At 63.1% G+C, this 26235-nt stretch carries 26 protein-coding genes; 23 read left to right on the plus strand and 3 right to left on the minus strand.

Annotated features, from left to right (window positions below):
• Positions 1-266: 266 nt before the first annotated feature.
• Complete coding sequence (locus tag O3300_RS10815) at positions 267-1157, plus strand: YicC/YloC family endoribonuclease (RefSeq protein ID WP_289903925.1); 891 nt, start codon at positions 267-269, stop codon at positions 1155-1157.
• Between the two features lie 6 nt (positions 1158-1163).
• Here O3300_RS10815 and O3300_RS10820 read toward each other — a convergent pair whose 3' ends face one another.
• Positions 1164-1574 (minus strand): DoxX family protein, encoded by a 411-nt coding sequence (locus O3300_RS10820; RefSeq protein WP_251350732.1) that lies wholly within the window; start codon positions 1572-1574, stop codon positions 1164-1166.
• A 210-nt stretch (positions 1575-1784) separates the two neighbouring features.
• On the opposite strand from O3300_RS10820, the gene gmk reads away from it, so the two are divergent.
• The 3 genes from gmk to O3300_RS10835 all read left to right on the plus strand — a co-directional run bounded on the left by gmk (position 1785) and on the right by O3300_RS10835 (position 5044).
• A complete protein-coding gene (gmk, locus tag O3300_RS10825) occupies positions 1785-2423 on the plus strand; it encodes a guanylate kinase (RefSeq protein WP_099666877.1) in 639 nt (212 codons plus the stop codon).
• A 52-nt stretch (positions 2424-2475) separates the two neighbouring features.
• On the plus strand, positions 2476-2679 hold the full coding sequence (gene rpoZ, locus O3300_RS10830; RefSeq protein WP_010400723.1) for a DNA-directed RNA polymerase subunit omega: 204 nt from the start codon (positions 2476-2478) through the stop codon (positions 2677-2679).
• Between the two features lie 82 nt (positions 2680-2761).
• Positions 2762-5044: a bifunctional (p)ppGpp synthetase/guanosine-3',5'-bis(diphosphate) 3'-pyrophosphohydrolase gene (locus O3300_RS10835; RefSeq protein WP_251350731.1), complete on the plus strand. Its 2283-nt coding sequence runs from the start codon at positions 2762-2764 to the stop codon at positions 5042-5044.
• Between the two features lie 55 nt (positions 5045-5099).
• On the opposite strand, the gene greB is transcribed toward O3300_RS10835, so the two are convergent.
• Positions 5100-5666 carry a transcription elongation factor GreB gene (gene greB, locus O3300_RS10840; protein ID WP_289898644.1) on the minus strand — a complete coding sequence of 189 codons (567 nt, stop codon included), beginning with the start codon at positions 5664-5666 and terminating at the stop codon, positions 5100-5102.
• A 115-nt stretch (positions 5667-5781) separates the two neighbouring features.
• Here greB and O3300_RS10845 point away from each other — a divergent pair, with 115 nt between their 5' ends.
• The 12 genes from O3300_RS10845 to O3300_RS10900 all read left to right on the plus strand — a co-directional run bounded on the left by O3300_RS10845 (position 5782) and on the right by O3300_RS10900 (position 18663).
• Entirely contained in the window at positions 5782-6369 is a 588-nt protein-coding gene (locus O3300_RS10845) for a hypothetical protein (RefSeq protein ID WP_305052918.1), read from the plus strand.
• Between the two features lie 17 nt (positions 6370-6386).
• Entirely contained in the window at positions 6387-7895 is a 1509-nt protein-coding gene (locus O3300_RS10850; RefSeq protein ID WP_251350727.1) for a sensor histidine kinase, read from the plus strand.
• A 23-nt stretch (positions 7896-7918) separates the two neighbouring features.
• On the plus strand, positions 7919-8566 hold the full coding sequence (locus tag O3300_RS10855; RefSeq protein ID WP_077407788.1) for a response regulator transcription factor: 648 nt from the start codon (positions 7919-7921) through the stop codon (positions 8564-8566).
• A gap of 201 nt (positions 8567-8767) precedes the next feature.
• Entirely contained in the window at positions 8768-10339 is a 1572-nt protein-coding gene (locus O3300_RS10860; RefSeq protein WP_077407790.1) for a GGDEF domain-containing protein, read from the plus strand.
• Positions 10340-10679: 340 nt separating this feature from the next.
• Positions 10680-12191, plus strand: a complete 1512-nt coding sequence (locus O3300_RS10865; protein WP_034787088.1) for a flagellin — start codon at positions 10680-10682, stop codon at positions 12189-12191.
• An 84-nt stretch (positions 12192-12275) separates the two neighbouring features.
• Positions 12276-12647: a flagellar protein FlaG gene (locus tag O3300_RS10870; protein WP_099666874.1), complete on the plus strand. Its 372-nt coding sequence runs from the start codon at positions 12276-12278 to the stop codon at positions 12645-12647.
• A gap of 230 nt (positions 12648-12877) precedes the next feature.
• Positions 12878-15559: a flagellar filament capping protein FliD gene (gene fliD / locus O3300_RS10875; RefSeq protein WP_257218879.1), complete on the plus strand. Its 2682-nt coding sequence runs from the start codon at positions 12878-12880 to the stop codon at positions 15557-15559.
• Between the two features lie 22 nt (positions 15560-15581).
• Positions 15582-16028, plus strand: a complete 447-nt coding sequence (gene fliS, locus O3300_RS10880) for a flagellar export chaperone FliS (protein ID WP_289903915.1) — start codon at positions 15582-15584, stop codon at positions 16026-16028.
• Between the two features lie 3 nt (positions 16029-16031).
• Positions 16032-16358 carry a flagellar protein FliT gene (locus tag O3300_RS10885; RefSeq protein ID WP_305052919.1) on the plus strand — a complete coding sequence of 109 codons (327 nt, stop codon included), beginning with the start codon at positions 16032-16034 and terminating at the stop codon, positions 16356-16358.
• Positions 16359-16411: 53 nt separating this feature from the next.
• Positions 16412-17572, plus strand: coding sequence for a flagellar hook-length control protein FliK (locus tag O3300_RS10890; protein ID WP_305052920.1), 1161 nt, complete (start codon positions 16412-16414; stop codon positions 17570-17572).
• Positions 17565-17891, plus strand: coding sequence for an EscU/YscU/HrcU family type III secretion system export apparatus switch protein (locus O3300_RS10895; protein WP_099666872.1), 327 nt, complete (start codon positions 17565-17567; stop codon positions 17889-17891). The genes O3300_RS10890 and O3300_RS10895 overlap by 8 nt, the downstream gene beginning before the upstream one ends.
• A 25-nt stretch (positions 17892-17916) precedes the next feature.
• Positions 17917-18663, plus strand: a complete 747-nt coding sequence (locus O3300_RS10900; RefSeq protein ID WP_099666871.1) for a flagellar brake protein — start codon at positions 17917-17919, stop codon at positions 18661-18663.
• A gap of 111 nt (positions 18664-18774) precedes the next feature.
• Here O3300_RS10900 and fliE read toward each other — a convergent pair whose 3' ends face one another.
• Positions 18775-19077: a flagellar hook-basal body complex protein FliE gene (fliE, locus tag O3300_RS10905; protein WP_230539976.1), complete on the minus strand. Its 303-nt coding sequence runs from the start codon at positions 19075-19077 to the stop codon at positions 18775-18777.
• Here fliE and O3300_RS10910 point away from each other — a divergent pair.
• From O3300_RS10910 to O3300_RS10940, 7 genes are all read left to right on the plus strand, one after another.
• The gene (locus O3300_RS10910) at positions 18974-19330 is read left to right on the plus strand and encodes a hypothetical protein (protein ID WP_253192922.1); all 357 of its coding nucleotides are present in this window, start codon (positions 18974-18976) and stop codon (positions 19328-19330) included. The genes fliE and O3300_RS10910 overlap by 104 nt on opposite strands.
• An 84-nt stretch (positions 19331-19414) precedes the next feature.
• Positions 19415-21130, plus strand: coding sequence for a flagellar basal-body MS-ring/collar protein FliF (gene fliF, locus O3300_RS10915; RefSeq protein WP_305052921.1), 1716 nt, complete (start codon positions 19415-19417; stop codon positions 21128-21130).
• Positions 21123-22121: a flagellar motor switch protein FliG gene (gene fliG, locus O3300_RS10920; RefSeq protein WP_077407811.1), complete on the plus strand. Its 999-nt coding sequence runs from the start codon at positions 21123-21125 to the stop codon at positions 22119-22121. The genes fliF and fliG overlap by 8 nt, the downstream gene beginning before the upstream one ends.
• A gap of 43 nt (positions 22122-22164) precedes the next feature.
• Positions 22165-22878: a flagellar assembly protein FliH gene (locus O3300_RS10925; protein WP_289911482.1), complete on the plus strand. Its 714-nt coding sequence runs from the start codon at positions 22165-22167 to the stop codon at positions 22876-22878.
• Positions 22879-22967: 89 nt separating this feature from the next.
• Positions 22968-24284 carry a flagellar protein export ATPase FliI gene (gene fliI / locus O3300_RS10930; protein WP_233516143.1) on the plus strand — a complete coding sequence of 439 codons (1317 nt, stop codon included), beginning with the start codon at positions 22968-22970 and terminating at the stop codon, positions 24282-24284.
• Between the two features lie 32 nt (positions 24285-24316).
• The gene (gene fliJ, locus O3300_RS10935) at positions 24317-24757 is read left to right on the plus strand and encodes a flagellar export protein FliJ (protein ID WP_077407817.1); all 441 of its coding nucleotides are present in this window, start codon (positions 24317-24319) and stop codon (positions 24755-24757) included.
• A gap of 19 nt (positions 24758-24776) precedes the next feature.
• Entirely contained in the window at positions 24777-26081 is a 1305-nt protein-coding gene (locus O3300_RS10940) for a flagellar hook-length control protein FliK (protein WP_305052922.1), read from the plus strand.
• Positions 26082-26235 lie beyond the last annotated feature (154 nt).

A 26235-nucleotide genomic window follows, 5' to 3' on the forward strand; every position in this document is an offset into this window, starting at 1 on the left:
TTACCACCGCGCGTCCGTCTATTTGCAGTCATGCAACAGCGCAAGACGCAATGGCAGGCGGCGCACACATGATCCCTACAATCCTGCCCCACCAAACACAATTTTCTTTACAATGCCGTAAAACGCACACTATTCAGCAATTTTCAGGCCATCAGACCATGCGGTTCTGTTTTTGCGGCGCGGGCGGTATTGCCTGCGCTGGCTGATTAAGTGTATAAGTGACTGTATACAAGACCAAATCGGGGAATCCTTTGAGCATTTCAAGCATGACAGGCTACGCGGTTGCCACCAGCGAAGGTGCTGCAGGCACACTGACAATTGAAATCAAGAGCGTCAACTCACGCTTTCTCGACCTGCAATTCCGGATCAACGACGATCTGCGGGCCCTGGAGCCTGACTTGCGCGCCGCCGTCATGTCCGCCATCACGCGCGGCAAAGTCGAGGTACGCCTGAGCTTTGGCCGCAAGGCCGCCACAAACGGCACGCAGGCGCTGAACCTGCCCCTGCTGACCGAACTGGCGCGCCTGCAAAACGAAGTGGGCCAGCATTTTGTCTCCGCCCCCGTCATGACGGTGGCCGAACTGCTGCGCTGGCCTGGCGTCATCGAAGAAGCGCAAGTGGGACAGGAATCCCTGCAGGCGGACGTGGGCGCGCTGACCAAACGCACCGTGGCCGCCTTCGTCGACAGCCGCAAGCGCGAAGGCGCCGCGCTCGAAGCGGTGCTGGTGTCGCGCATCGAAGCGATGGAAGCCATCGTCAAGCGCATCACGCCCCTGATTCCGCAAGTGGTGGCGGCCTTCCAGCAAAAAGCCATCGAGCGCATGCAGGACGCGCTGGGCCTGGCCAGCCAGGGCTCGAATTCGGCCCTGTCGCGCCAGGACGCCATGGAACGCATCCGCCAGGAAGTCATCCTGTACGGCATCCGCATCGATGTGTCGGAAGAACTGGCGCGCCTGTCGGCCCACCTGGGCGAAACGCGCCACATCCTCACCAAGGGCGGGCAAGTGGGCAAGCGCCTCGACTTCATGATGCAGGAACTGAACCGCGAAGCCAACACGCTGGGCGCCAAGGCGTCCGTCAAGGAGCTGGCCGACGCCTCGATGGACTTGAAGCTGCTGATCGAGCAGATGCGCGAACAGGTGCAGAACCTGGAATAAACCCCGTCAGGCCAGGCGCGCTCCGGCGCGCCCCTGGTCGCTGGCGGCGATGACGACGCAGGCGACAAACAGCACGATGCTGTATTCCACGCCGCCGGCGCCATGCTCGCCAACGAACCAGCCCTTGGCCGCATGCACGATGGCAATGCCGCCGATGCAGATCACCATCAGCCCGGCCGCCGCCCAGCGCGTGTATTTGCCGACGATGAGCAAACTGCCGCAAACGATCTCGACGACGGTAATCGCCCACACCACGGCCAGGCCGTAAATAAATCCCTTGTCTTCCAGGAAACCGGCAAAGCGGGGAATGGTGCCATTGGCGATGCGCGTGATGGCGTGCGCCATGAACATCACGGCGATGGCCACGCGCAGCAACAACATGGCCTGGGCGGAACTGAGAAACGGGAAATTCTTCATGCGCGCATCCTGTCGGTAGAATAGTTATTGAGAAAAAACCATCCAAATTAAATAACTATTTCCTCAGGATAACAAGCAAAATATGCACAAGCGGGGCGGCGAGGCGCATCGCGGGGCTGGCTCGCCGCCTTGCCTCTTGGTAAAATACCGAATTGGGCGGCGCCCACGCAAGCGCAAACGCCGCCATCACACGCAAATGGAAAGATCCGCATGAGCCACCCTACCGCCTTCTCCGGCAGCCTGTTCGTGGTCGCCGCGCCCTCGGGCGCCGGCAAATCGACACTGGTCAATGCATTGCTGGCGCAAGAGCCCGGCATCAAATTGTCGATCTCGACCACCACGCGCGCGCCCCGTCCGGGCGAGCAGCATGGCCGCGAGTACTATTTCACGACGGCGGAAGACTTCGTCGCGCGCGCCGAACAGGGCGAATTCCTGGAATGGGCGGAAGTGCATGGCAATTACTACGGCACGTCGCGCATCATGGTGGAGCAGCAAATGCTGGCCGGCACCGATATCCTGCTGGAAATCGACTGGCAAGGCGCGCGCCAGGTGCGCAAGCAATTCCCCCGCGCGGCCGGCATTTTCATCCTGCCGCCATCGATCGATGCGCTGGAAGAACGCTTGAACAAGCGCGGCCAGGACGAGCCGCACGTGATCACGCGCCGCCTGCTGGCGGCCGGCGGCGAAATCGCACACGCTCCCGAGTTCGAGTATGTTATTATCAATGAAGAGTTTACGGTCGCTTTGTCCGAACTGAGCGCGATCGTGAGAGCGGCCCGTTGCCGGTTTGCGCAACAAGCGGCCCGCAACGCATCGCTATTCGCCCAGCTGGGCCTGCACGCAGAGTAATTCGCCTGCACGCCAGTTCACACAGCACCACGCAAAAATTTTAGGAGTTACTATGGCCCGTATCACAATCGAAGATTGCCTGAAGCAGATCCCTAACCGTTTCCAGCTGACCCTGGCTGCGACTTATCGCGCACGTCAGTTGCTGCAAGGCCACACCCCTAAGGTGGAAGCCAAGGACAAGCCTACCGTTGTTGCACTGCGTGAAATCGCTGCCGGTAAAGTCGGCATCGAAATGCTGAAAAAGGTCCCGATGTAAGTGGGAACCCGCGTGCCGGAACAGTGCTGACCCCTGGTTCTACCGTATCCTTTATTCACACTGTGAAGCAACGCGACGTTTTATGAGTCTGACCCCAGCCGACACGACTTCCGCAGCATTGCCGCCCCTGGCCTCGCGCCAGGCGGCAAAATCGCAGGGCGCAACCACGCCCGGCGTCGGCATGTCCGGCAGCAACATCCCCGCAGTACCGCCAGCGCCCGCCCTGGGCGTGGCCTCCGTCAGCCACCTGGCCGACAAGCTGGCCGAATACCTGTCTCCCGCCGACCTGAAGAAAGTCAAGGAAGCCTACCGCTTCTCCGACGAAATGCACCTGGGCCAGATGCGCCGTTCGGGCGAGCCGTATATCTCACATCCGATCGCCGTCGCGGAAATCTGCGCCGACTGGAAGCTCGACGCGCAAGCCATCATGGCCGCCCTGCTGCACGACGTCATGGAAGACCAGGACGTCAAGAAGGAAGAATTGATCGAGCGCTTCGGCGCGCCCGTGGCGCACCTGGTCGACGGCCTGTCAAAGCTGGAAAAGATCGAATTCCAGAGCCAGATCGAAGCGCAGGCGGAAAACTTCCGCAAGATGCTGCTGGCCATGGCGTCCGACGTGCGCGTGATCCTGATCAAGCTGGCCGACCGCCTGCACAATATGCGCACCCTGGACTTCATGACGGCGGCAAAAAAGCGCCGCATCGCCAGCGAGACCATGGAAGTGTACGTGCCGATCGCGCACCGCCTCGGCCTGAACAACATCTACCACGAGCTGCAGGACCTGTCGTTCTCGCACCTGTATCCGATGCGCTACCGCACCCTGGCGAAAGCCGTCAAGGCGGCGCGCGGCAACCGGCGCGAAGTGGTCAACAAGATCATGGAAGCCGTAAAAAGCACCTTGTCCATGGCCGAGCTCGATGCCGACGTCACGGGCCGTGAAAAGACCCTGTACGACATCTATAAAAAGATGCGCAGCAAGCACTTGTCGTTCTCGCAAGTGCTGGACGTGTACGGCTTCCGCGTGGTGGTGGGCAGTTTTGCCGACTGCTACGTGACCCTGGGCACCCTGCACAGCCTGTACAAGCCCATGCCGGGCAAGTTCAAGGATTACATCGCGATCCGCAAGCTGAACGGCTACCAGTCGCTGCACACGACCGTCATCGGCCCCTACGGCACGCCCGTCGAATTCCAGATCCGCACGCAGGAAATGCACCGCACGGCCGAATCGGGCGTGGCGGCGCACTGGCTGTACAAGAGCGGCGAATCGAACCCGTCCGACCTGCAACAGCGCACGCATGCCTGGCTGCAATCCTTGCTCGACATCCAGCAGCAGACGGGCGACTCGGCCGAATTTCTCGAACACGTCAAGGTCGACCTGTTCCCCGACTCCGTCTACGTGTTTACGCCGAAGTCGAAGATCATCGCCCTGCCGCGCGGCGCCACGGCCATCGACTTCGCCTACTCGATTCATACGGGCATCGGCGACCAGACCGTGGCCGTCAAGATCAACAACGAAACCTCGCCCCTGCGCACCGAGCTGCACAATGGCGACATCGTGGAAATCATCACCGATTCCTCGTCGCGCCCCAGCCCGACCTGGCTGTCGTTCGTGCGCACCGGCAAGGCCCGTTCGGCCATCCGCCACCATTTGCGCACGATCAACCTGCCCGAATCGATCGCCCTGGGCCAGCAACTGCTGTCCCAGGCGCTGCACGCACTGAACATCGACGCCGACCTGCAGGCGCCGCTGGTCGAACGCCTGCTCAACGAGTCGAGCGCCAATTCCATGGACGAGCTGTACGCGGACATCGGCATCGGCAAGCGCATGGCCACCCTGGTGGCGCGCCACATCTTCGGTTTGATCGGCGGCGAAGCGGCCAGCATGCCCGTGGAACACAATAGCGGCAGCGAACTCGACCCCGTCACCATCTGCGGCAGCGAAGGCGTCTCCGTGCAACTGGCGCCGTGCTGCCTGCCGATTCCCGGCGACCAGATCATCGGCCAGCTGCGCCGCGACCAGGGCTTGCTCGTGCACACGAGCGACTGCTCGCAAGCGAAGCGCCAGCGCGCCAAGGAACCGGACCGCTGGATCGCCGTGCGCTGGGGAACGGAACTGAACCGCCGCTTCGACTGCCGCATCAAGGTGCTGATCAACAGCGAACGGGGCATTCTGGCGCGAGTCGCCGCCGAAATCGGCGAATCCGACGCCAACATCATCTACGTGGGCATGGATGAAGACAAGGACAACGTCCTCGACCAGCTGCGCTTCACCGTGCAAGTCAAGGACCGCGTCCACCTGGCCGCCCTGCTGCGCAATGTGCGCCGGGTCGCCGGGGTCAATCGGATATTGCGCGAGCGCAACTAGAAAACGGCTGGCCAGATTCTCTGCCCAGCCGTTTTTTCATGCGGAACACATCAATTCAAGTCTCCCCCGGCGCCGGATACGTCACTTCCAGCAATTCCAGTTCCTGCTCGCCCAGCGGCGTGTTGAGGGTGATCACGTCGCCTTCGCGCGCCTTGGTGATGGTGCGGGCCATGGGCGAGACCCAGCTGATCTTGCCGTTCAGGGGGTCGAATTCATCGATGCCGACGATGGTGATGGTGTGCGTTTCGCCGTCGCTGGTGCGATAGGTGACGGTGGCGCCGAAAAACACCTGGTCATTGCCATGGTGCACGCTGGGGTCGACGATGGCGGCCAGGTCCATGCGTTTCGTCAGGAAGCGGATGCGGCGGTCGATTTCGCGCAGGCGCCGCTTGCCGTAGATATAGTCGCCATTTTCCGAACGGTCGCCATTCGACGCCGCCCAATGGACGATGCGCACCACTTCAGGACGGTCGACGTCGATCAGCTGCAGCAGCTCATCCTTGATGCGCTGGTAACCGGCCGGCGTGATGTAGTTCTTGGCGCCGGCGGGAATGGCCAGCGCCAGCGCGGCCGCTTCTTCATCGTCGTCGTTGTCGGATTCTTTTACAAAGGCTTTATTCATCTGTCTATTGTAGCCCCGCCAGGGAGCCACGGGCACACGGGATGCGGGGGCAAACGGGCTTTTTTGACGTATCATCGTGGCAATCGCGGCAAACCTGCGCCGCACACGGAGACGGATGAAAAAATTCTACAGAGTCAGGCGCTGGCTGTTCGCGCCGCTGGTCTACCTGGCCGCCATCTTCCTGCTGATCGAGGAATGGCTGTGGGCGACCGGGGCACGCCTCATGCAGGTGATCGCGCAATTTCCGCCCCTGCATGCGCTGGAAGCGTGGATCAAGCGCCTGCCGTCGTACTGGGCGCTGGCCATCTTCGTGCTGCCGGCCGTACTGCTGTTCCCCGTCAAGCTGCTGGCCCTGCTGGCCATCGCGCGCGGCCATGCCTTTTCCGGCATCGGCGTGATCGTCATCGCCAAGCTGGGCGGCGCGGCCGCCGTGGCGCGCCTGTACAGCCTGACGCGCCCTACCCTGCTCAGTTTGCCATGGTTTGCCCGCTGGCATGGTCTGTTCATGGAAACCAAGGACCGCTGGATCGCCCGCCTGCGCGCCACGCGCCCCTGGCGCCGTGTCAGCCGCCTGTCGGCCGCGCTGGGCCGCGCCCGCCGTGCCTGGTGGCAACGCTTGCGCAAGGGCACGCAAGGGCGCCATAATTCGCGCCCGGCCAGGGTGCTGCGCCGCTTCGTCGCCTTCTGGCGCGCCCGCCGCTGATGAAGAAAGGCCACTCCATGCACGACACTCCCCGCCTGGCCCCCGCCATGCGCGCGGCGGCGCCGGAAATCTACCTGTACGACGCGGCCAGCTTGCAATTGCTGGACGCCAACGATGCCGCCTGCGACAACTTGCAGTATGCGCGCAAGCAATTGCTGGCGATGACACCCTTCACCCTGGCGCCGCAGCTTGACGCGCAGCAACTGGCCGCCGTGCTGGCGACCCTGGACGACAGCATCGGTGCACAAGCCCTGCTGCACGTGCAGCAGCGGCGCCGCGACGGCAGCCTGTATTCGCTCAGCCTGCACCTGTCGCGCGCCAGCCGCCACGGACGCGCCCTGCTGCTGGCCGAGGGCGAAGACTTGCGCACGCCGCAGGCGACGGCCGCCGCCCTGGCGCAGGTGCAGTCGCGCTTCAACGCCATCGTCTCGAATACGCCGGGTCTCGTGTACCAGTTCTGCCTGCATGCGGATGGGCGCGCCGCCTTCCCCTACCTGAGCGATGGCTGCCAGGCCCTGCTGGGCCTGGGGCCGGCACAGCTGCACGCGCGCCCGGAACTGTTTTACCAGTTGATCCTCGCCGACGACCGCGCCTCGTATCTGGAATCGATGCAAGCGTCGAAAAACGCCTTGTGGAGCTGGAACTGGGAAGGCCGCATCTGGATCGATGCCTGGAAGGATGTCAAATGGATCAACCTGCGCTCCACGCCGCGCGCGCTGGCCGATGGCACGGTGCAGTGGGAAGGCATCATGACGAATATCACGGAAAGCCGGCTGGAACAGAGCGAAGTGCGCCAGTCGCGCGCCCGCCTGGCCGAGCTGACGGCGCATATCGACAAGGTCAAGGAACACGAACGCACGCGCTTGGCGCGCGAATTGCACGATGACCTGGGCGGCAATTTGACGGCGATCAAGATGGCGCTGGCCATGCTGGCGCGCCGCCTGCCGCCGGACGACCAGCAACTGCAGGAAAAGGCCGACTATGTCGATGCTCTGGTCGACCGCAGCATCGACGCCGTGCACCGCATTTCGCTGGACTTGCGCCCCTCCATGCTGGACCTGGGCCTGGTCGCCGCGCTGGACTGGCAAGTGAAGGAATTCGCGCGCCAGGCCGGCATCGAATGCCAGTTCATTTCAAACCGCCAACACATCGAACTGGAGCTGGACCAGGCGACCAGCCTGTTCCGCATCGCCCAGGAGGCGCTGACGAATATCGCCAAGCATGCACAGGCGAGCAAGGTCAGCGTGCGCCTGGCCCGCCAGCGCCAGCATATCAGCCTGTCGATCGCCGACAATGGCGTCGGCATGCGCCTGTCCGACCGCGCCAAGCCGCAATCGTTCGGCATCCGCGGCATGGCCGAACGGGCCAGCGCGCTGGGCGGCACCCTGAGCCTGATGGACGGGCCGGACGGCGGCACCATCCTGAGCATAAAAATCCGGCTGACCACGCCGCGAGAGGCGATAATAGCGGCTGCAGCCAGTGCGCCCGCGCACAGCGGGCCGCCACCAGAAGCGGCCAGTGGGTGAATTAGATAGGAAACAACGCAGTCATGAAAGAAAAAGCCACCATCCGGGTATTCATCGCCGACGATCACGCGATCGTGCGCGAGGGCTTGAAGCAAATCCTCGCCGATACGAAGGACATCATCGTGGCCGGCGAGGCCGAAAATGGCCACGACGCCATCAAGCTGTTCCGCGGCTCGAAATGCCAGGTGTTGCTGCTCGACATCTCCCTGCCCGACCGCAGCGGCATCGAGGTGCTCAAGCAGATCAAGAAGGAAAAGCCGGAACTGGCCGTGCTGATGCTCTCCATGCACCGCGAGGACCAGTACGCCATCCGTTCGCTCAAGGCGGGCGCGGCCGGCTACCTGACGAAACAGAGCGCGCCGCGCGAACTGGTCACGGCCATCCGCCAGGTGGCGCAAGGCTTGAAATACATCAGCGCCTCGCTGGCGCAGGAACTGGCCAACACGGTGGGCGACGACCACGAAACGGCCTTGCACGACACCTTGTCGGACCGCGAATACCAGACCCTGGTCATGATCGCCTCGGGCAAGGCCGTGGGCGCCATCGCCGAAGAGCTGAAATTGTCCGTGAAAACCGTCAGCGAATACCGCGCCCGCCTGCTCGTCAAGATGAAACTCAAGAACAGCGCCGAACTGACGCATTACGCCATCCGCAACCAGCTGGTGGATTGACGGCAAAGCGGCATGCCCGCTGGCATCGGGCGAATTGACAGGACTTCTCCTTGCTTCTCGCACAATAAGTTCTTTGCCAACTCGCATATCATGAGGATAATTAGAAATATCTAAAAAGGCTGTGCCTACATGTCCAGTAAATTGCCAACTTCACCAGCAAGCGCTCCCGCCGGCGCCACGAATACCGCCGCCGCTGCGGCGATGAACCCTGCCGATATCGCCCGCGAAGCGTTTCGCCGCCTGGCCACGCGCCGCATCGCCCCGACGCCGAGCGCCTACCGCGATATCTACAATGAAATCGCCGGCATCAGCGAACCGGCGGAGACGCCCGGCGCGCCTGCCGCGGTCCTGGCCGCCAGCGCACCCACGGAGAGTGGCGCGGAAAACGTCCTGACGCAGTTTGCCGCCAAGATGAGCGAATCGGCGGGCGAACTGGGCGACTTTGGCCGGCGTTTCCAGCGCGCCCTGAAAGCGCGCGACTGGGACAGCTATGCGCGCACCCTGGCGCAACTGGCGGAAAAACAGGTGAAGAAAGGCGGCGGCATCGAATTGCCGCCCCTGCCGGACGGCGAACAGACACGCACACTGCGCGAGTTGCTCAGCCGCACCCTGGGCTTTGCCGTCGCCACCTTGCTAACGGGCACGCCCGCGCTGGTGGAAGAGGCCGAATCGCTGGGCGCGGCCATCAAGCTGGCCCATACGGAAGAAGCGCTGAACGAAGCGGCGCTGCGCCTGAAACAGCTGTGCTACCAGATCGAGCTGAAGAGCGGCGACACGGCCGAGCAGCAGGAATTGCTGCTGCGCCTGTTCAAGTTACTGCTGGACAACGTCAGCCAGTTGCTCGACGACGACAGCTGGCTGCGCGGCCAGGTCGATGCCGTGCAAAACCTGATCGCCGGCCCGCTCGACCAGCGCGCGCTGGAAGACGCCACGCGCAGCCTGAAGGAAGTCATCTACAAGCAAGGCCAGCTCAAGCACAGCCTGTCCGACGTCAAGCTGACGGTCAAGAACATGATGATGACCTTCATCGACCGCCTGGGGCAAGTGGCGGCCAGCACGGGCGACTTCCATGAAAAGATCGGCGGCTATTCGGAAAAGATCAGCCAGGCAGAAAATATCAGCGAACTGAACAGCGTTCTCGACGAAGTCTTGCGCGAAACGCGCATGGTGCAGAACGAAGCCTTGCGCGCACGCGACAAGATGGTGCTGGCGCGCCAGGAAGTGCAGGACGCGGAACAGCGCATCCACACCCTGGAAGCCAAGCTCCAGCATATGAGCGAACTGGTGCGGGAAGACCAGCTGACGGGCAGCCTGAACCGCCGTGGCCTGGACGACGTGTTCGAACGCGAGACGGCCCGCTCCGACCGCCGCGGCACCCCGCTGTGCATCGCCATGCTGGACCTGGACGATTTCAAGCGCCTGAACGACACCTACGGCCACCTGGCCGGCGATGCCGCCTTGAAACACCTGGTGAAGATAGTCAAGGAAACCCTGCGCTCGATGGACGTCATCGCCCGCTTCGGCGGCGAGGAATTCCTCATCCTCCTGCCGGAAACCACGGTCGAGGCGGCCTCGTCGACGATGACGCGCTTGCAGCGCGAGCTGACCCGGCATTTCTTCCTGCACGACAACGAAAAAGTCTTGATCACCTTTTCCGCCGGCGTGGCCCTGCGCCTGCCCAACGAAGACCAGGCCGAGCTGGTCAAGCGCGCCGACCGCGCCATGTACCAGGCAAAGCAGACGGGCAAGAACCGCGTGGTGGTGGCCGACTAAGCCCGGTCCGCTTCACGCCATGCCGTCCCGCCAACCGGCCGGACGGCATTTTTCATGGCAAAAACAATAACATTCATCGCCTTCCCGCCTTCCGCCGGCGTCCGCGCGATATGAAAATAAAACTATTTTTACCCTCAAGTTTCTTTAAATCATGTCGTCTAGCGCGCGGCCGGCGGCAAACTGAAGGGCTAAAAATTAAAATTTAAAGCACTTTTCGCCATAAATTTTCCCGCAGAGCAACCGTTACCCTAAACAACAGCGGCTTGATTGTCCCGGAACAGCGGGGCAGGCCAAAGTGACTAGCACATAGCGCAATGTAGTACCTGTTTGGAGAATTATCATGGCTGCAGTAATTAATACCAACATCTCGTCCCTGAATTCGCAACGCAACCTGTCGACCTCGCAGTCGGCCCTGAGCACCTCGCTGCAACGCCTGTCCTCCGGCATGCGCATCAACAGCGCCAAGGATGACGCCGCTGGTCTGGCAATTTCCGACCGCATGACGTCGCAAATCCGCGGCATGACCCAAGCCACCCGCAATGCAAACGACGGCGTCTCGCTGGCCCAAACGGCTGAAGGCGCGTTGGCAAGCTCGGGCGACATCCTGCAACGTATCCGCGAACTGGCCGTGCAATCGTCGAACGCCACCAACTCGTCGAGCGACCGTCAAGCGCTGCAAACCGAGGTAGGCCAGCTGGGTTCGGAATTGAACCGTATCGCCCAAACCACCTCGTTCAACGGCCAGGCGCTGCTGGACGGCACCATGGGTACGGCCAACTTCCAGGTTGGCGCCGATGCCAATCAGCTGATTTCCGCCAGCGGCGCGAACTTCCTGACCAACACCTACGGTAACAACCGTATCGCCAACGATGCATCGGCTGTCAAGAAAGATGCCGTAGGTAATGCAGTTGTCGGCAAGCTGACGATTTCCGGCTCCATCGGCACCACGACCGTCGACACGACGGCCGCCGTCGCCGAAACGGCACCAGGTGCAGGTGATGCCATTAAAGGCAGCACGGCCAAATCCGTCGCCGCCGACATCAACAGCCAAACGGCAAAAACGGGCGTGACCGCATCGGCACAAACGGATGTGAACTTGAACCTGGGCGCCGAATCGTATTCGTTCTCCATCGGTTCGGATAACGCCAAGCCAGTCACCGTGTCATTCGCCGTCAGCGGCACGGCATCGACCGCAGCTGACTATGCTGCAGGCATCAACGCCATCAATGCCCAAACGGCCAAGACCGGCGTGACCGCCCAGTACGACAGCGTCAACAAGGGCATGAAGCTGACGAATGCATCGGGCGAGAACATCAGCCTGACGCAAGGCACGACGGCCAACGTCAAGTTCGACGTCGATGGCTACAAGGCTGACGGCAAGGTACAAGCTGCAGCGCAATCGATCATCACCGCTGCCAACGCCGCCACGGTCAACGGCCGCGTGACCTTCGACTCGCAAAACAGCTTCTCGGTAACGGAAACCACCACCACCGGCCTGGCGATTGGTAAAGCGACGGCACAAGGTTCGACCCTGAACTCCGTGTCGACCCTGGACGTGACGACGTTTGACGGCGCGCAGCTGGCACTGAAAATTGCCGATGCAGCACTGGCAACGGTCAACGGCCAACGCGCCCAGTACGGTGCTTTGCAATCGCGCTTCTCGTCGGCGATTTCCAACCTGCAATCGACCACGGAAAACCTGTCCGCATCGCGCAGCCGCATCGTCGATACCGACTTTGCATCGGAAACGGCCAACATGACCCGCGGCCAGATCCTGCAACAAGCTGGTACGGCCATGCTGGCGCAAGCAAACTCGCTGCCAAACGGCGTCCTGAGCCTGCTGCGTGGCTAATCCCTGATTAGTATCGCAACAGCGTAGGACTCTGATTCCCCTGCCGGATTTTTTCGGCCGGGGAATTTTCACTAGGAGAGCACCATGACTATCGACACGATAGCGGCCGCCTCCGCGGCCAGGATAGACAAGAGTTATGTGTCTGCGGACACATCACCGGCCCGCCCGGCAGCGCCACGCGCCGCCACGGAAACCGACAAGGTTGCACCACAGCAAGCCAGCAAGGAACCCAGCCGCGAGCAGCTCGACAAGGCGGTATCGGAGCTGAACCAGTCGTCGCAGATGAAGACGCAAGGCCTGGAGTTTTCCATCGATGAAGACAGCCAACGCACGGTCGTCAAGGTCATCGACCAGGAAACCAAGGAAGTACTGCGCCAGATTCCCACCCGGGAAGCGCTGGAATTGGCCAAGACCTTTGACTCGGCCAAGGGTTCGCTGATCCGCCAAAGCGCCTGATGATGGCATGGCTCACGGACATGCGACATCGCGGCAGCAGGCATCAGCATGACCACGGGGTTCGGTAGCCTGGCTATCCGGCCCCGTTTTTTATTGCAACTCGTACAATATTTTCCCATCTCTTCCCCGCTTTTTTGCTCCCGCTGAAAACAGCACGGTAAATCCCCCTCTCAAGTCCTGATTGATTCTGCCGATAACAGCTTATATTAGCGTTTTCCTAGGAGTATTCAGTGGCCATCACACCTACCCTTTCATCCATAGGCATCGGCGCCGGCGCCAGCGGCCTGGATGTGAATGCCATCATCGACAAGCTGATGACGGCCGAAGCCGCACCGCTGGGTACTTTTGACAAGAAAACGGCCTCCTACCAGGCCAAGCTCAGCGCGATGGGCACGCTCAGTGGCGCCGTCAGCACCTTCCAGAATTCGCTGTCGGCCCTGTCGAATACAAATAACTTCCGCGCAGTCAGCGCCACGCCCGCCGATCCCCTCGTGCTGTCGGCCAGTGCCGGCGCCAAGGCCGTGGCCGGCAACTACAACATCAATGTCACCCAACTTGCCCAGTCGCAGACCCTGATGTCGGGCGGCATGGCCAACAAGCTGTCGACCATCGGACTGGGCAGCAAGACGACGATTTCCTTCCAGTTGGGCTCGCTCACCGGCGGCACCTTCGGTTTGAACGGCACCGCCCTGGCCGCCACCACGGCGCAGACCGGCATCAGCAACGGCTCGCTGATACTCAACGGCACCGCCATCCCCACCGATGCCAGCACCAAGAGCGCGCGCGCCCTGGCCGACGCCATCAACGCCAAGAGCAGCACCACGGGCGTGACCGCCACGGCCCAGCCGACGTCGAGCAGCGCGACCATGTTCGCCGGCTTCGGCAGCGTCGAAACGGGCGCGGATGGCACCTATTCGCTGTCGGTGGGCGGCATCGAGATCGTTACGCAGGGCAACGGCGTGGCCGCCAACGGCGGCATCACGGCCGCCTCGCTCGACACGACGCTCGAAGGTCCGAATGCCGTCTCGAATGCGCTGGCCGCGGCCAACATCACCGTCACCGGCAAGGCCGCCGACGGCACCCTGAAATTTACGCGCGCCGACGGTTCCAACCTGAACATCGAAGAAGTGGTGACGGGCTCGGTCAAGGGCGGCATCGGCCACGCCTCGAACTCGGTCAATGACGGCTCGAACGTGACGCTGACCAGCACCATCAACCTGGCCTCGAGCAATGCCAGCCCGATCACCATCGCCGGCAGCAATCCGGCCGCCGCCGGACTGACGGCAGGCTCGGGTGGCGCCTACATGAACACCAACTTCACCCAGGACGGCACGCAGGCGACGGGCACGGTGGTGATCGACGCCACCAACAACACCTTGCAAGGCATCCGCGACGCCATCAATAACGCGGGCTTGGGCGTGACGGCCAGCATCGTTTCGGACGGCACGGACAAGCCGTTCCATCTGGTCTTGAGCTCGTCGAAGACGGGTGCCAACTCGTCCATGAAGATCTCGCTGAGCGGCAGCGACGGCCTGCCCCCGGACAGCGCCCTGAATGACTTGCTGTCCTACGATGCGAGCGGCACGCAGAACCTGAAACAGAACAGCGCCGCGCAAAACACCAACTTCAGCGTCAACGGCATCGCCATCACCAGCGCGTCCAACAGTGTCGATACGGCCATCGAAGGCGTGACCCTCGGCATTGCCAAGGTCGGCAGCACCAGCTTGTCGGTGCAGAAAGATACCTCCACCGTCAAAACCAGCATCAATACCTTCGTCAAGGCCTATAACGACCTGAATACGGCGATGGCCAAGATGACGGCCTATGATCCGGAAACCAAGAAGGGCGGCGTCCTGCTGGGGGACTCCACCGCGCAATCGATCCAGAGCCAGTTGCGCAAGCAATTGGGCGCGCCCATTACCGGCTTGAACAGCAGTTTGAGCACCCTGAGCCAGGTCGGCATTTCCTTTCAGAAAGATGGTAGCCTGACCCTGGACTCCAGCAAGCTCGACAAGGCCATCAGCGCTAACTTCACGGACATCGCCGGCCTGTTTTCCGCGCTCGGCAAGGCCACCGACAGCAACGTCGCCTTTACCAGCTCGACCGCAGCAACCAAGCCGGGCAGCTATGAACTGACGATCACCACGATGGCCAGCCAAGGCTCGATCACCTCGGCCGCCGCGATGCCGGCCACCACCACGATAGGCAGCGACACCACATGGAGCATCACGCTGAACGATACCGAGCCCAGCGCTGCCAAGAATACGGCCCAGGTCGTCATTCCTGCCGGGACGTACACCCCGGCCCAGATGGCATCCATCATCCAGTCATCGATCAACGGCGTGAAGTCGTTTTCCGACAACGGCGCCACCGTGTCGGCTTCCGTCGATGGTGCGGGCAAACTGGTACTGGCCTCGAGCCGCTATGGTTCCGTCTCGAATATCGCCATCAGCAGCGGCACCGGCACGGCGCCAACCGACCTGTTCGGCGCATCCGCGCCCGTCAAGGGCGCGGACGTGGCTGGCACCCTGGGCGGACAACCGGTGATCGGCTCGGGCCAGACCCTGACGGGCGCCGCCGGTTCGCCGGCCGATGGCCTGAAGATTGAAGTCACGGGCGGCACCACCGGCTCGCGCGGCACCGTCAGCTTCTCGCAAGGCTATGCCTACCAGTTGAATAACCTGGCCACTTCCTTCCTCGGCACGGACGGCATGATCACCAACCGCTCCAAGGGCCTCAACGAAACCATCAAGAGCATCGCGACGCAGCGCGACAAGTTCAGTGACAAACTGAACGACATCGAAGCGCGCTACCGCGCCCAGTACTCGCGCCTGGACGTGTCCCTGAATAAATTACAGGGCATGCAAACCTATTTGACCCAGCAGCTGGCCGCCATCGCCGCCAACCGTTAAGCCCATTCATCAGGAGAATTACATGTTTGGAACCCAACAACGCGGCGTCAACGCCTATGCCAAGGTCGGCCTGGAAACGGGCATCGTTTCGGCCTCGCCGCACAAGCTGATCGTGATGCTGTACGACGGCGCCCTGGTGGCCGTGCTCAGCGCGCAGATGCACATGAAATCGGGCAATGTGCCGGAGAAAGGCAAGGCCATCTCGAAAGCCATCCAGATCATCGACAATGGCTTGCGCGCCAGCCTGGACAAGGAAGCGGGCGGCCAGATCGCCGAAGGCCTCGACGCCCTGTATGAATACATGAGTGCGCGCCTGCTGACGGCCAACCTGCACAACGATATTACCCTGCTGGAAGAAGTGCAGCGCTTGCTCACCGACTTGCGCGAAACCTGGAACGCCATCGGCGCCACTCCCGCCGCCATGCCTGGCGCCGATCTGAAACGTATGCCCAGCCTTGCGAGCGCCTGACCCATGATGACGAATCAAGAAGTCCTGACCACCTACGAAGCCATGCAGACCCTGACGGGCCAGATGGTGACCGCCGCCACCAACGCCGACTGGGACGCGCTCGAAGAGCTGGAACAGCGCATCAGCACGCATGTGGCCGCGCTGAAGGCGAATGAAGAAAAAGTCGTGCTGGAAAGCGCTGGCCGCCAGCGCAAGGTCGCCCTGATCAAGCAGATCCTGGAAGACGACCGCAAGATCCGCGACCTCACCATGCCGTGGATGGCGCAATTGTCCAAGCTGATCAGCAGCACCGGCACCGAGCGGCGCCTGGCAAACGCCTACGGCGCGTAAGCGCCCACGGGGCAAGGTCCGCTATCATGTTGCCGAAGATGGATGCAATCGGCATGACGCCCTTGACCCCGATCAAGGGCACTCGCCCGGCCGACACCGTCGCCGACCCGCGCCAGGCCGAGTTCCAGCGCTCGCTGCAGGGACTCATCGGCAAATCCATGCAGGGACAGGTGCTGGCCCGCATGGGCGACGGCAGCTTTCTCGTGCGCGTGGCCGGTACGCCGGCCCGCATGCAGCTGCCTGCCGGCGCCCAGCCTGGCACGGAAATCCCGCTGACCTTGATCGGCATCAATCCCCGCCCCTCTTTTCAAATCGGCAATAACCGCGACCAGCCCGCCAGCGCCCTGCTGACGTATGCGGACGCGGAAGCCGAGCCGGACGCCGCTGAAACGCGCGGCCCCCAGCCCGGCGCCGCCCAGGCGGGCACGCGCGCCAGCAGCACGGCCGCCACCCTGCTCAGCCGCGCGCCCCTGACGCCGGCCAATCTGCTGCCCGCCCTGGCGGGCGACACGCCCGCGCCCGAGCTGAGCACCACCGCGCGCGCCATCAGCACTGTGCTCAGCCAGGCGGAAAGCGTGCCCGGCGCGCCCCTGTCCCTGGTCGGCAAGACGCCGCTGATGACGACGCCGGGCGCAGCTCCGGCCCAGGTGGCGCAAAAACTGCAGGAGGCGGTGGGCAGCAGCGGCCTGTTCTATGAATCGCATGTGGCCGAATGGGCCGAAGGCAAGCGGCCGCTGGCGTCGCTGCTGCTGGAGCCGCAGATGCAGAAAGCCCCGCAAGGCGAGGCGGCCAGGACGGGGACCGACCTTGCCTCGGCGCAACTGATCAATTTGCAGCTGCATACGCACGAACAGGCGCGCGTGCAATGGCAGGGCGAAGCGTGGCCCGGCCAGAAGATGCAGTGGGATATCAGCAAGGATGCGCCGGAAGGACAGCAGCACGATGGGCGCGACGGCGACGAGGAAGCGACGGCCTGGCGCAGCAACGTGCGCTTCCAGTTTCCCCTGCTGGGAGACCTGGCCGCGCACGTGGTCTTGCAGGGCGGCCGCGTGGCCATCCAGCTGCAAGCGGGCAGCGAAGGCAGCGCCGACACCTTGCGCCAGCATGCGGCGGCGCTGGAAGCGTCGCTAGCCGCGGCCGGATGGCCATTGACGTCGCTGACGATCGCCGGCAAGCCGGACGCCGCCGGGCCAGCGGAAGCGGACGATGCTTGACGACACCAAGCGCAAGGTGCCGCAGACGGCCGTCGCGCTGGCCTACCAGAGCGGCGCGCCCGCACCCAAGGTGGTGGCCAAGGGCAGCGGCCTGATCGCGGACCAGATCATCAGCACGGCGCGCGAACACGGCGTCTTCGTGCATGAATCGAAGGAATTAGTGGCGTTGCTGATGGATGTCGACCTGGACCGCCAGATTCCGCCCGGCCTGTATCGGGCGATTGCGGAACTGCTGGCCTGGTTATATCATATTGAATCTGCGAATGGCGGGCCCATCCCGCCGCCGCCCGACACCAGCATCAACCTCACCGATACATAGACAGGCATCAATGCAAGCACATATTATGGATTCCGGCCTCGAAAACTGGCATGATTTTGAAGTGGAATCGCGGCGGGAAATCATCGCCTTGCTGCGCAGCATAGGCGAAAAGAACCAGCTGATCCGCATGCTGATCCACGGTGAATCCGATGTGTGCGTCACGTCCATCCTGGAAGTCGATGCCGACCACGATAGCGTCATCCTCGACCGTTCCGTGAATGCCGACCAGAACCGGCGCATGGTGGCCGCCAAGGGCATTTCGTTTGAAACCTCGCTCGACAAGATCCGCATCCTGTTTGCCAGCGCCCTGGTGGAAGAGTGCAATTACGGCGGCACGCCCGCCTTGAAAATTGCCATTCCAGAAACACTGATCCGCTTGCAGCGGCGCGAGTATTACCGCATGACAACGCCCGTGAGCAATCCCGTGCGCGTGGCGATTCCCCTGCCGCCCTCGCTGGGCGGCGCCGACACCCTGTTCCCGCTGGCCGACATCAGCTGCGGCGGCATCGCCATCCTCGACAATAAACTGATGCTGGGCGAGACCATCGGCCGGGACTATCCCGGCTGCCGCATCGACTTGCCCGACGTCGGCATCGTCACGGCGACTTTGCAAATTCGCAACTCGCTGGACATGACCTTGCTGAACAATAAGCTGAACCGCCGACTCGGCTGCCAGTTCGTCGACCTGCCGCGCAGCATGCTGGCGCACGTGCAGCGCTATATCACGCGCCTCGAACGAGAACGGAATGCGCGCATGGCTGGGCTGGGCTGATAACCCAAAACGAAAGCTGGGGTCAAACCCGCCGGGGGAATGCGTCCCAATGGGATGCATTCCAATTCCTTGGGAACTGACCCCGGAATCTGCCGTTGGGATAGCTAAAACTCAAACTTGCATGTTCATGATCTCATGATATGCAGAAACTAATTTATTCCGCACCTGCACCGTCGCCTGGAATTCGATGCTCGACTTTTGCATCGACACCATCACGTCCGACAGGCTGACCTTTTCATCGCCCATGGTAAAGCGCTGGCCCAGCGCGGACGAGGCTTTTTGCGCGCCGCTCACGGAGTCGAGCGCGCTCTTGAAGGCATCGGCGAAATTCACCTTCGCCGCCGGCATCTCGGTCTGGATCGCCGGTATTTTCGCCTCCGGCCGCGTGGCCGCCGACTTCAGTTGCGCGATCATCGCCTCGATCCTGCTGCTATCGATACCGCCTGTTTTCACTTTGCCTCCCGATTCTGGTGTGCTTCGTAACTGTTCCATGCCTGTTGCACCCAGAGAACAAAACCCTGGCTTGCAAGGCAACGACGGGTACAATAACTTCCGTCACATGTTGCCAGGGTTCCACAATACCAGCGCCAACGCCAGCCGCTCGGCCGAGCAGGCGGCAAAAGCGCCTTCTATTTGGACGATTGAAGCGCGTGACAGTGGCGGATAATTCTGCATATCGCCCAATCCTCCCGAGGAAGCGGCCCCCACGCACCACCCAATACACGTAAATACACCGCCCTGGAAGGCAATCATGGCTGTAGCCGAAGAAATCGATGTGAACCGCATACCGCCGGAACCGGCGCCTGCCCGCTCGCCCGTGGAGTCCGTACAAGCGTTCGCCAAGACGCCGATGGGCAAGAATTTCCTGCGCGGCCTGGGCGTGGCGGCACTGGTCGCCATCGGCGTGGCCCTGTACATGTGGAACCAGCCGCCCGAATACAAGGTCCTGTTTTCCAACTACACGGACCGCGACGGCGGCGCCATCACCGCATCGCTGGACCAGCTGGGCATCAAGCACAAGTTTTCCGAAGGCGGCGGCGCCATTCTCGTGCCATCCGAGCAAGTCCACGACGCGCGCCTGAAACTGGCCGCGCAAGGCTTGCCGAAGGGCGGCAACGTGGGTTTCGAGCTGATGGAAAACCAGAAGCTGGGCGTGTCGCAATTCCTGGAACAGGTCAATTTCCAGCGCGCACTGGAAGGCGAACTGGCGAAATCGATCGAATCGGTGTCCGCCGTCGACACGGCGCGCGTCCACCTGGCCCTGCCCAAACCATCCGTCTTCGTGCGCGAACAGCAAAAACCGACGGCTTCCGTGCTGCTGAACCTGCACCCGGGCCGCGGCCTGGACCAGCTGCAGGTGAGCGCCATCGTGCACCTGGTGGCGTCCAGCGTACCGGAATTGCTGCCAATCAATGTCACCGTGGTCGACCAGGCCGGCACCCTGCTGTCGAACCAGGAAAAGGACAAGGACCGTGCCAACGGCATCAAGAGCCTGGACCCGAACCAGCTGAAGTACGTGCAGCAATTGCAGCAAAGCGTGATCAAGCAAGTCGAATCGATCCTGCTGCCCATCGTCGGCGAAGGCAATGTGCGCGCCGAAGCGACGGCCGATGTTGATTTTTCGCAAAGCGAGCAGGCAGCCGAAACCTACAAGCCGAATTCCCCGCCGGAAGCGTCCACCATCCGCAGCCAGCAGACGAGCGAATCGACGGGCGCCGGCAATGCCAACCCGTCCGGCGTGCCGGGCGCGCTGTCGAACCAGCCGCCAGGCGTGGCCACGGCGCCATTGACGGCCGAGGCGCCGGGCGCCCTGGGCGGCGCGCCGACGGCGCCGACACAGAAGGAATCGACGACGAATTATGAAGTCGACAAGACCGTGCGCTACGAACAGAAATCCATGGGCGGCCTGCGCCGCCTGTCGGTGGCCGTCGTCGTCAACTACCGCCGCAGCTTCGACAAGGATGGCAAGGTCACGGTCAAGCCGATTTCCCCTGCCGAAATGATCCAGATCAATAACCTGGTCAAGGAAGCGATGGGCTACAACAAGGAACGCGGCGATAGTTTCAGCGTGGCCAACTCGCCCTTCGACGGCATCGACCGCGCGCCGGAAGGCAAGCTGGAGTGGTGGCGCGACCCGGCCAACTTGCCGCTGGCCAAGGAACTGGCGAAATTCCTCATCACGGCCCTGATCCTGCTGTATATCTTCATCAAGATCGTGCGCCCGATGCTGCGCCCGGTCATGCGCAAGATCGACGATTTCGGCGCCCCGCCGCCCGTCATCGAGCCGGAACTGAGCAAGGACGGCGAAGAAAACGAAGTCCTGCTCAGCGAAGCGGAGCTGGAAGAACTGGAAGAAGATACGGCCCGCGGTTATCGCGAAAACCTGGCGATGGCCCGGAAACTGGCGCAGGAAGACCCGCGCGTCGTGGCCAACGTAATCAAAGCATGGATAGGCAATAATGACTGAGACAACGGGACTGCAAAAAGCATCGATCCTGATGCTGGCACTGGGCGAGAGCGAAGCGGCCGAGGTCATGAAATTCCTCGGGCCGCGCGAAGTGCTGAAACTGGGCGCCGCCATGGCCACCATGAAGGGCATCGCGCACGACCAGGTGGTCGAGGTGCTCGACGACTTCCGCGCGCAGACGGAACTCAATTCCACCGTCGGCCTCGACTCGGACGAATACATCCGCCAGGTGCTGACCAAGGCGCTGGGCGACGACAAGGCATCCGTGCTGCTGTCGCGCATCCTGGGCGGCAAGGACGCGTCCGGCATCGAATCGCTGAAGTGGATGGATTCGCAATCCGTGTCCGAGCTGATCCGCAACGAGCACCCGCAGATCATCGCCACCATCCTCGTCCACCTGGAACGCGACCAGGCCTGCGAAATCCTCGGTCATTTCACGGACCGCCTGCGCAACGACGTGGTCTTGCGCATCGCCACCCTGGACGGCGTGCAGCCGGCCGCCTTGCGCGAACTCAACGACGTGCTGACGAAACTGCTGTCCGGTAACGAAAACATCAAGAAATCGTCGCTGGGCGGCGTGCGCGCGGCGGCCGAGATCCTGAACTTCATGAGCGGCGAGCAAGAAGGCTCCGTCATGGACAATATCAAGAATTACGACAATGACATGGCGCAAAAGATCATGGACGAAATGTTCGTGTTCGACAACGTGATCGATATCGACGACCGCGGCATCCAGCTGCTGCTGCGCGAAGTGCAGTCGGAAATGCTGATCATCGCCCTGAAAGGCGCCTCGCAAGAGCTGCGCGACAAGATCTTCAAGAACATGTCGCAGCGCGCCGGCGAGATGATGCGCGAAGACCTGGAGTCGAAAGGCCCCGTGCGCCTGTCGGAAGTGGAATCGCAGCAGAAACAGATCCTGCAGATCGTGCGCCGCCTGGCGGACGAGGGGCAGATTGTCTTAGGCGGAAAAGGCGAGGATTCGTTTGTCTAGTTTAATTCCCAAAGAGCAGCAAACCGCGTACCAGCGCTGGGAAATGACCTCGTTTGGCGACGAGCGTCCCAGCGTGGTGGCGGCGCGCAAGCTGCTGGAACCGGACCCCGAGCCCGAAATCGATCCGGAAACCGATCCCTACGGCGAGCTGCACCAGGAAGAACTGGCCCCGCCGCTGGAATACCCGACGCAGGAAGAACTCGACGCCATCCGCGAGGAAGCGCGCGCCACGGCCTTCGACGAAGGCCGCGCGGCCGGCTATGCGGAAGGCCATGCGGCCGGGCATGCCGACGGCCATGCGCAATCGTATGCGGAAGGCAAGGCGGCGTCCGCCGTGGAACTGGCGCATTTGCAAACCATCGCCGTCGACTTCGGCACGGCCGTGCACCAGGCCGACGAACTGATCGCCAATGACGTGATGGAACTGGCCTTGCAGCTGGCCAAGGGCATGCTGAAGACGGCCCTGCCCGTGCGCCCGGAGCTGATGCTGCCGATGGTGCGCGAAGCCATCGAATACTTGCCTGTACTGCAACAACCAGCCTTGCTGATGCTCAACCCCGACGATGCGCAAGTGGTGCGCGACGGCATCGGCGATGAGCTCGACAAGGGCGGCTGGCGCGTCATTGAAGACCCGTCCGTGGAACGTGGCGGTTGCAAGATCGACACGGCCAGCAATCAGATCGATGCGCAGACGTCCACCCGCTGGCACCGCCTGACGCATGCGCTGGGCAAAGACCTGGACTGGCTGGCGCCGTGAGCGAGCCCGTCAAAGGCCCTGCTGCCCATGCGGCGCGCTGGCGCGCCTACCTGAGCGACTGTACGGCCGTGGTCGGCTTTGTCGAACCGATGCAGATTTCAGGCCGCGTCACGCGCGTGGCCGGTCTGGTGATGGAAGCCGTGGGCCTGCGCCTGGCCGTCGGCGCCGCCTGCACCGTGCCGCTGCCGAATGGCGGCCGGGTCGAGGCGGAAGTGGTCGGCTTTGAAGGCGAACGCCTGTTCTTGATGCCGCAAAGCGACGTCGAGGGCATCGTGCCCGGCACGCGCGTGTTTTCCGTCGAACCGGCCATTCCCCGTCCCGGCAGCGTGGCGCACCCGCGCCGCCGCCCCAGCGACCGCGCGCGCCACCTGCCCGTGGGTCCGCAACTGCTGGGCCGCGTGCTCGACGGCGCGGGCCGCCCGCTCGACCAGCTGGGCCCGCTGCACACGACGGACAGCGCCCCCATCAATGTACGCCCCGCCAATCCCCTGGGCCGCGCGCCCATCGTCGACACGCTCGACGTGGGCGTGCGCTCGATCAACGCCATGCTGACCGTGGGCCGTGGCCAGCGCATGGGCCTGTTCGCCGGTTCCGGCGTGGGCAAGAGCGTGCTGCTGGGCATGATGGCCCGCTACACGGAGGCGGACGTGATCGTCGTCGGCCTGATCGGCGAACGGGGACGCGAAGTCAAGGAATTCATCGAACAGATCCTGGGCCCCGAAGGCCTGGCCCGCTCCGTCGTCGTGGCCGCGCCGGCCGACACGCCGCCGCTGATGCGCCTGCAAGGGGCAGCGTATGCGACGGCGATTGCCGAACACTTCCGCGACCAGGGGCAAAACGTGCTGCTGATCATGGATTCGCTGACCCGCTACGCCATGGCGCAGCGCGAAATCGCCCTGGCCATCGGCGAACCGCCCGCCACCAAGGGCTATCCGCCGTCCGTCTTCGCCAAGCTGCCCGTGCTGGTGGAGCGGGCCGGCAATGGCGAGGAAGGCGGCGGCTCGATCACGGCCTTCTACACCGTGCTGACCGAGGGCGACGACCAGCAGGACCCGATCGCCGACTCGGCGCGCGCGATTCTCGACGGCCATATCGTGCTGAACCGGCGCCTGGCCGAAGCGGGCCATTATCCCGCCATCGACATCGAGCAATCGATTTCGCGCGCCGCCCACTCGATTACCACGCACGAACACCAGCAGCAGGCGCGCAAGCTGAAACAGCTGTATTCGCGCTATGAACGCAGCCGCGACCTGATCAGCGTGGGCGCCTACAGCGCCGGCACCGACCCCGTGCTGGACCAGGCCATCGCCCTGCATGAAAAGATCGAGGCGTTTTTGCAACAGCAAATCACGGAGCGGGTCAGCATGGACGAGAGCTTGGGGCAACTTACCGCTCTATTCGACTGATTAGGGCTTGCATAGCGGGAATATAATCAGCCATGGCTTCTCCTTCCCAACTTGCAACCCTGATCGACCTTGCCCAGCGCGAAACGGATGACTGCGCCAAGCGCCTGGGCGCGGCCCTGAAAGCGCTCGACGATTGCCGCCAGAAGCTCGACATGCTGTCCGGCTACCGCGACGACTACGCCAAGCGCTTCGAGACAAGCATGAGCAGCGGCATTACGCCCATGGCTTACCGCAACTTCCAGGCCTTCATGGTCAAGCTCGACAGCGCCATCCTGGGCCAGCAGCAGGTAGTCGAGCATGCGCAGGCGCGCAGCGACAATGAAAAGATGCGCTGGCAGTTGGCCGAACGCAAGCGCATGTCGTACACCACCCTGAACAACCGGGCGCAGGAACAGGCGCTGAAGCTGGAAAACAAGCGCGACCAGAAAGCAATGGATGAGCACGCGGCGCGACAAGCCTATTACAAACGCTAAGCAACACTGAGGCAGCATCATGCAAACCCAGCCAACACCGATTTCCCAGATAGTCTCGCCGAACGCCACGCCGGGCGCCGCCAACCGCAGCCAGCCGACCACCAGCGGCACGGCGGGCGACTTCCAGCGCACCCTGAACCGCCAGATCGAGCAACGCCAGGCCAGCCGCAATATGGCACAGGCGCAAGTACAAGCGCCTGCGCCGGCGGCCCGTCCTGCCAGCCCTACCAGCCCTGCGGCCACACCGGCCCAGGCGCCAGCGAGCGAAGCGAAACCGGCGCCAACGGGTACCGAACAGGCGGCCAGCAGCGAACAGCCGCCAGCACAATCCAGCGAGGCGGCCGCGCCCGCCACCGCCGACAACACCAGCGTCCCGGCCGAGGCCAGCGTACCCGCCGCCCCCGTTACCGCGACAGTCGCGCCGCCAGCCGATCCGGCCGCCGAGATGCTGGCCCTGGTAGGCAGCATCCAGCTGGCCATCCAGCCGCCGGCCGCAGCCGCCAAGGCTGTGCCGGAACTGCCCGCGCGCGCCAGCGTCAAGGCCGACGGCAAGAACCCGGCCACAGGGCCCTTGCTGGCAGCGGGCCAGGGCAGCGGCAAGGCTGCCGCCACCGCCGTCGCGCAAGCCGACGGCGGCGACTTTGCCGACAGCCTGGGCCAGGCCCAGGGCAAGACGGCCGCCACACCGGGCGCCAGCGTGCCAACCGGCAAGGCCGAACCTGGCAAGCTGGCCATCGACGCCCAGCTGGCAGCCACCGCCAAGGCGGGCGCCGCCGTGGCCGAACCGATCATCAAGGAAACACCTGCCGACCTGAGCCGCCTGGCGGCCCAGTTGCAACCGGGCGCGCTGCAACAGGCGGCCGCCGCCGTGGCCGTGCCGGCCGACAAGCTGACGGGCCGGGTCGGCACGCCGGCCTGGGACCAGCAACTGGGACAGAAAGTCGTGTGGATGGCGGCCGGCGGCGACCAGAGCGCCACCCTGACCTTGAATCCACCCGACCTGGGACCTGTGCAAGTGGTACTGACAGTCACCAACGACCAGGCCGATGCCGCCTTCATGTCGGCCCAGCCGGAAGTACGCCAGGCGCTGGAAGCGGCCATGCCGCGCCTGCGCGAGATGATGAGCGAAGCGGGCATCGCCTTTGGCAGCGCCACCGTCTCGGCCGGCACGCCGGAACAGCAGGGCCAGGGTAACCGGGAAGCATCCGGCGAACGCCGTGGCAATGGCCAGGGCGGCGGCGTAGCGGGTGGCGAGATCGCCATCGCGCCGGCGGCAGGCGGACGCAGCCGGCCCAGCCTGAGTGCCGTGGATACCTTTGCCTGAGGACAATTCGTCGTCCGCCAGCCGCTGGCGCGCCCCCTGACGTAACTTTTCGTCTAAAAACAGCGAGTTGAGGGCGCTTCCGCCCTCTTTTCACTGCATCCTTCTGCGCAGAATTTGCCGATAATGACATAATGGCGTCGTGATCCACTTCCAT

This window comes from Janthinobacterium sp. SUN206, assembly GCF_030587305.1.
Lineage (GTDB): Bacteria > Pseudomonadota > Gammaproteobacteria > Burkholderiales > Burkholderiaceae_D > Janthinobacterium > Janthinobacterium kumbetense.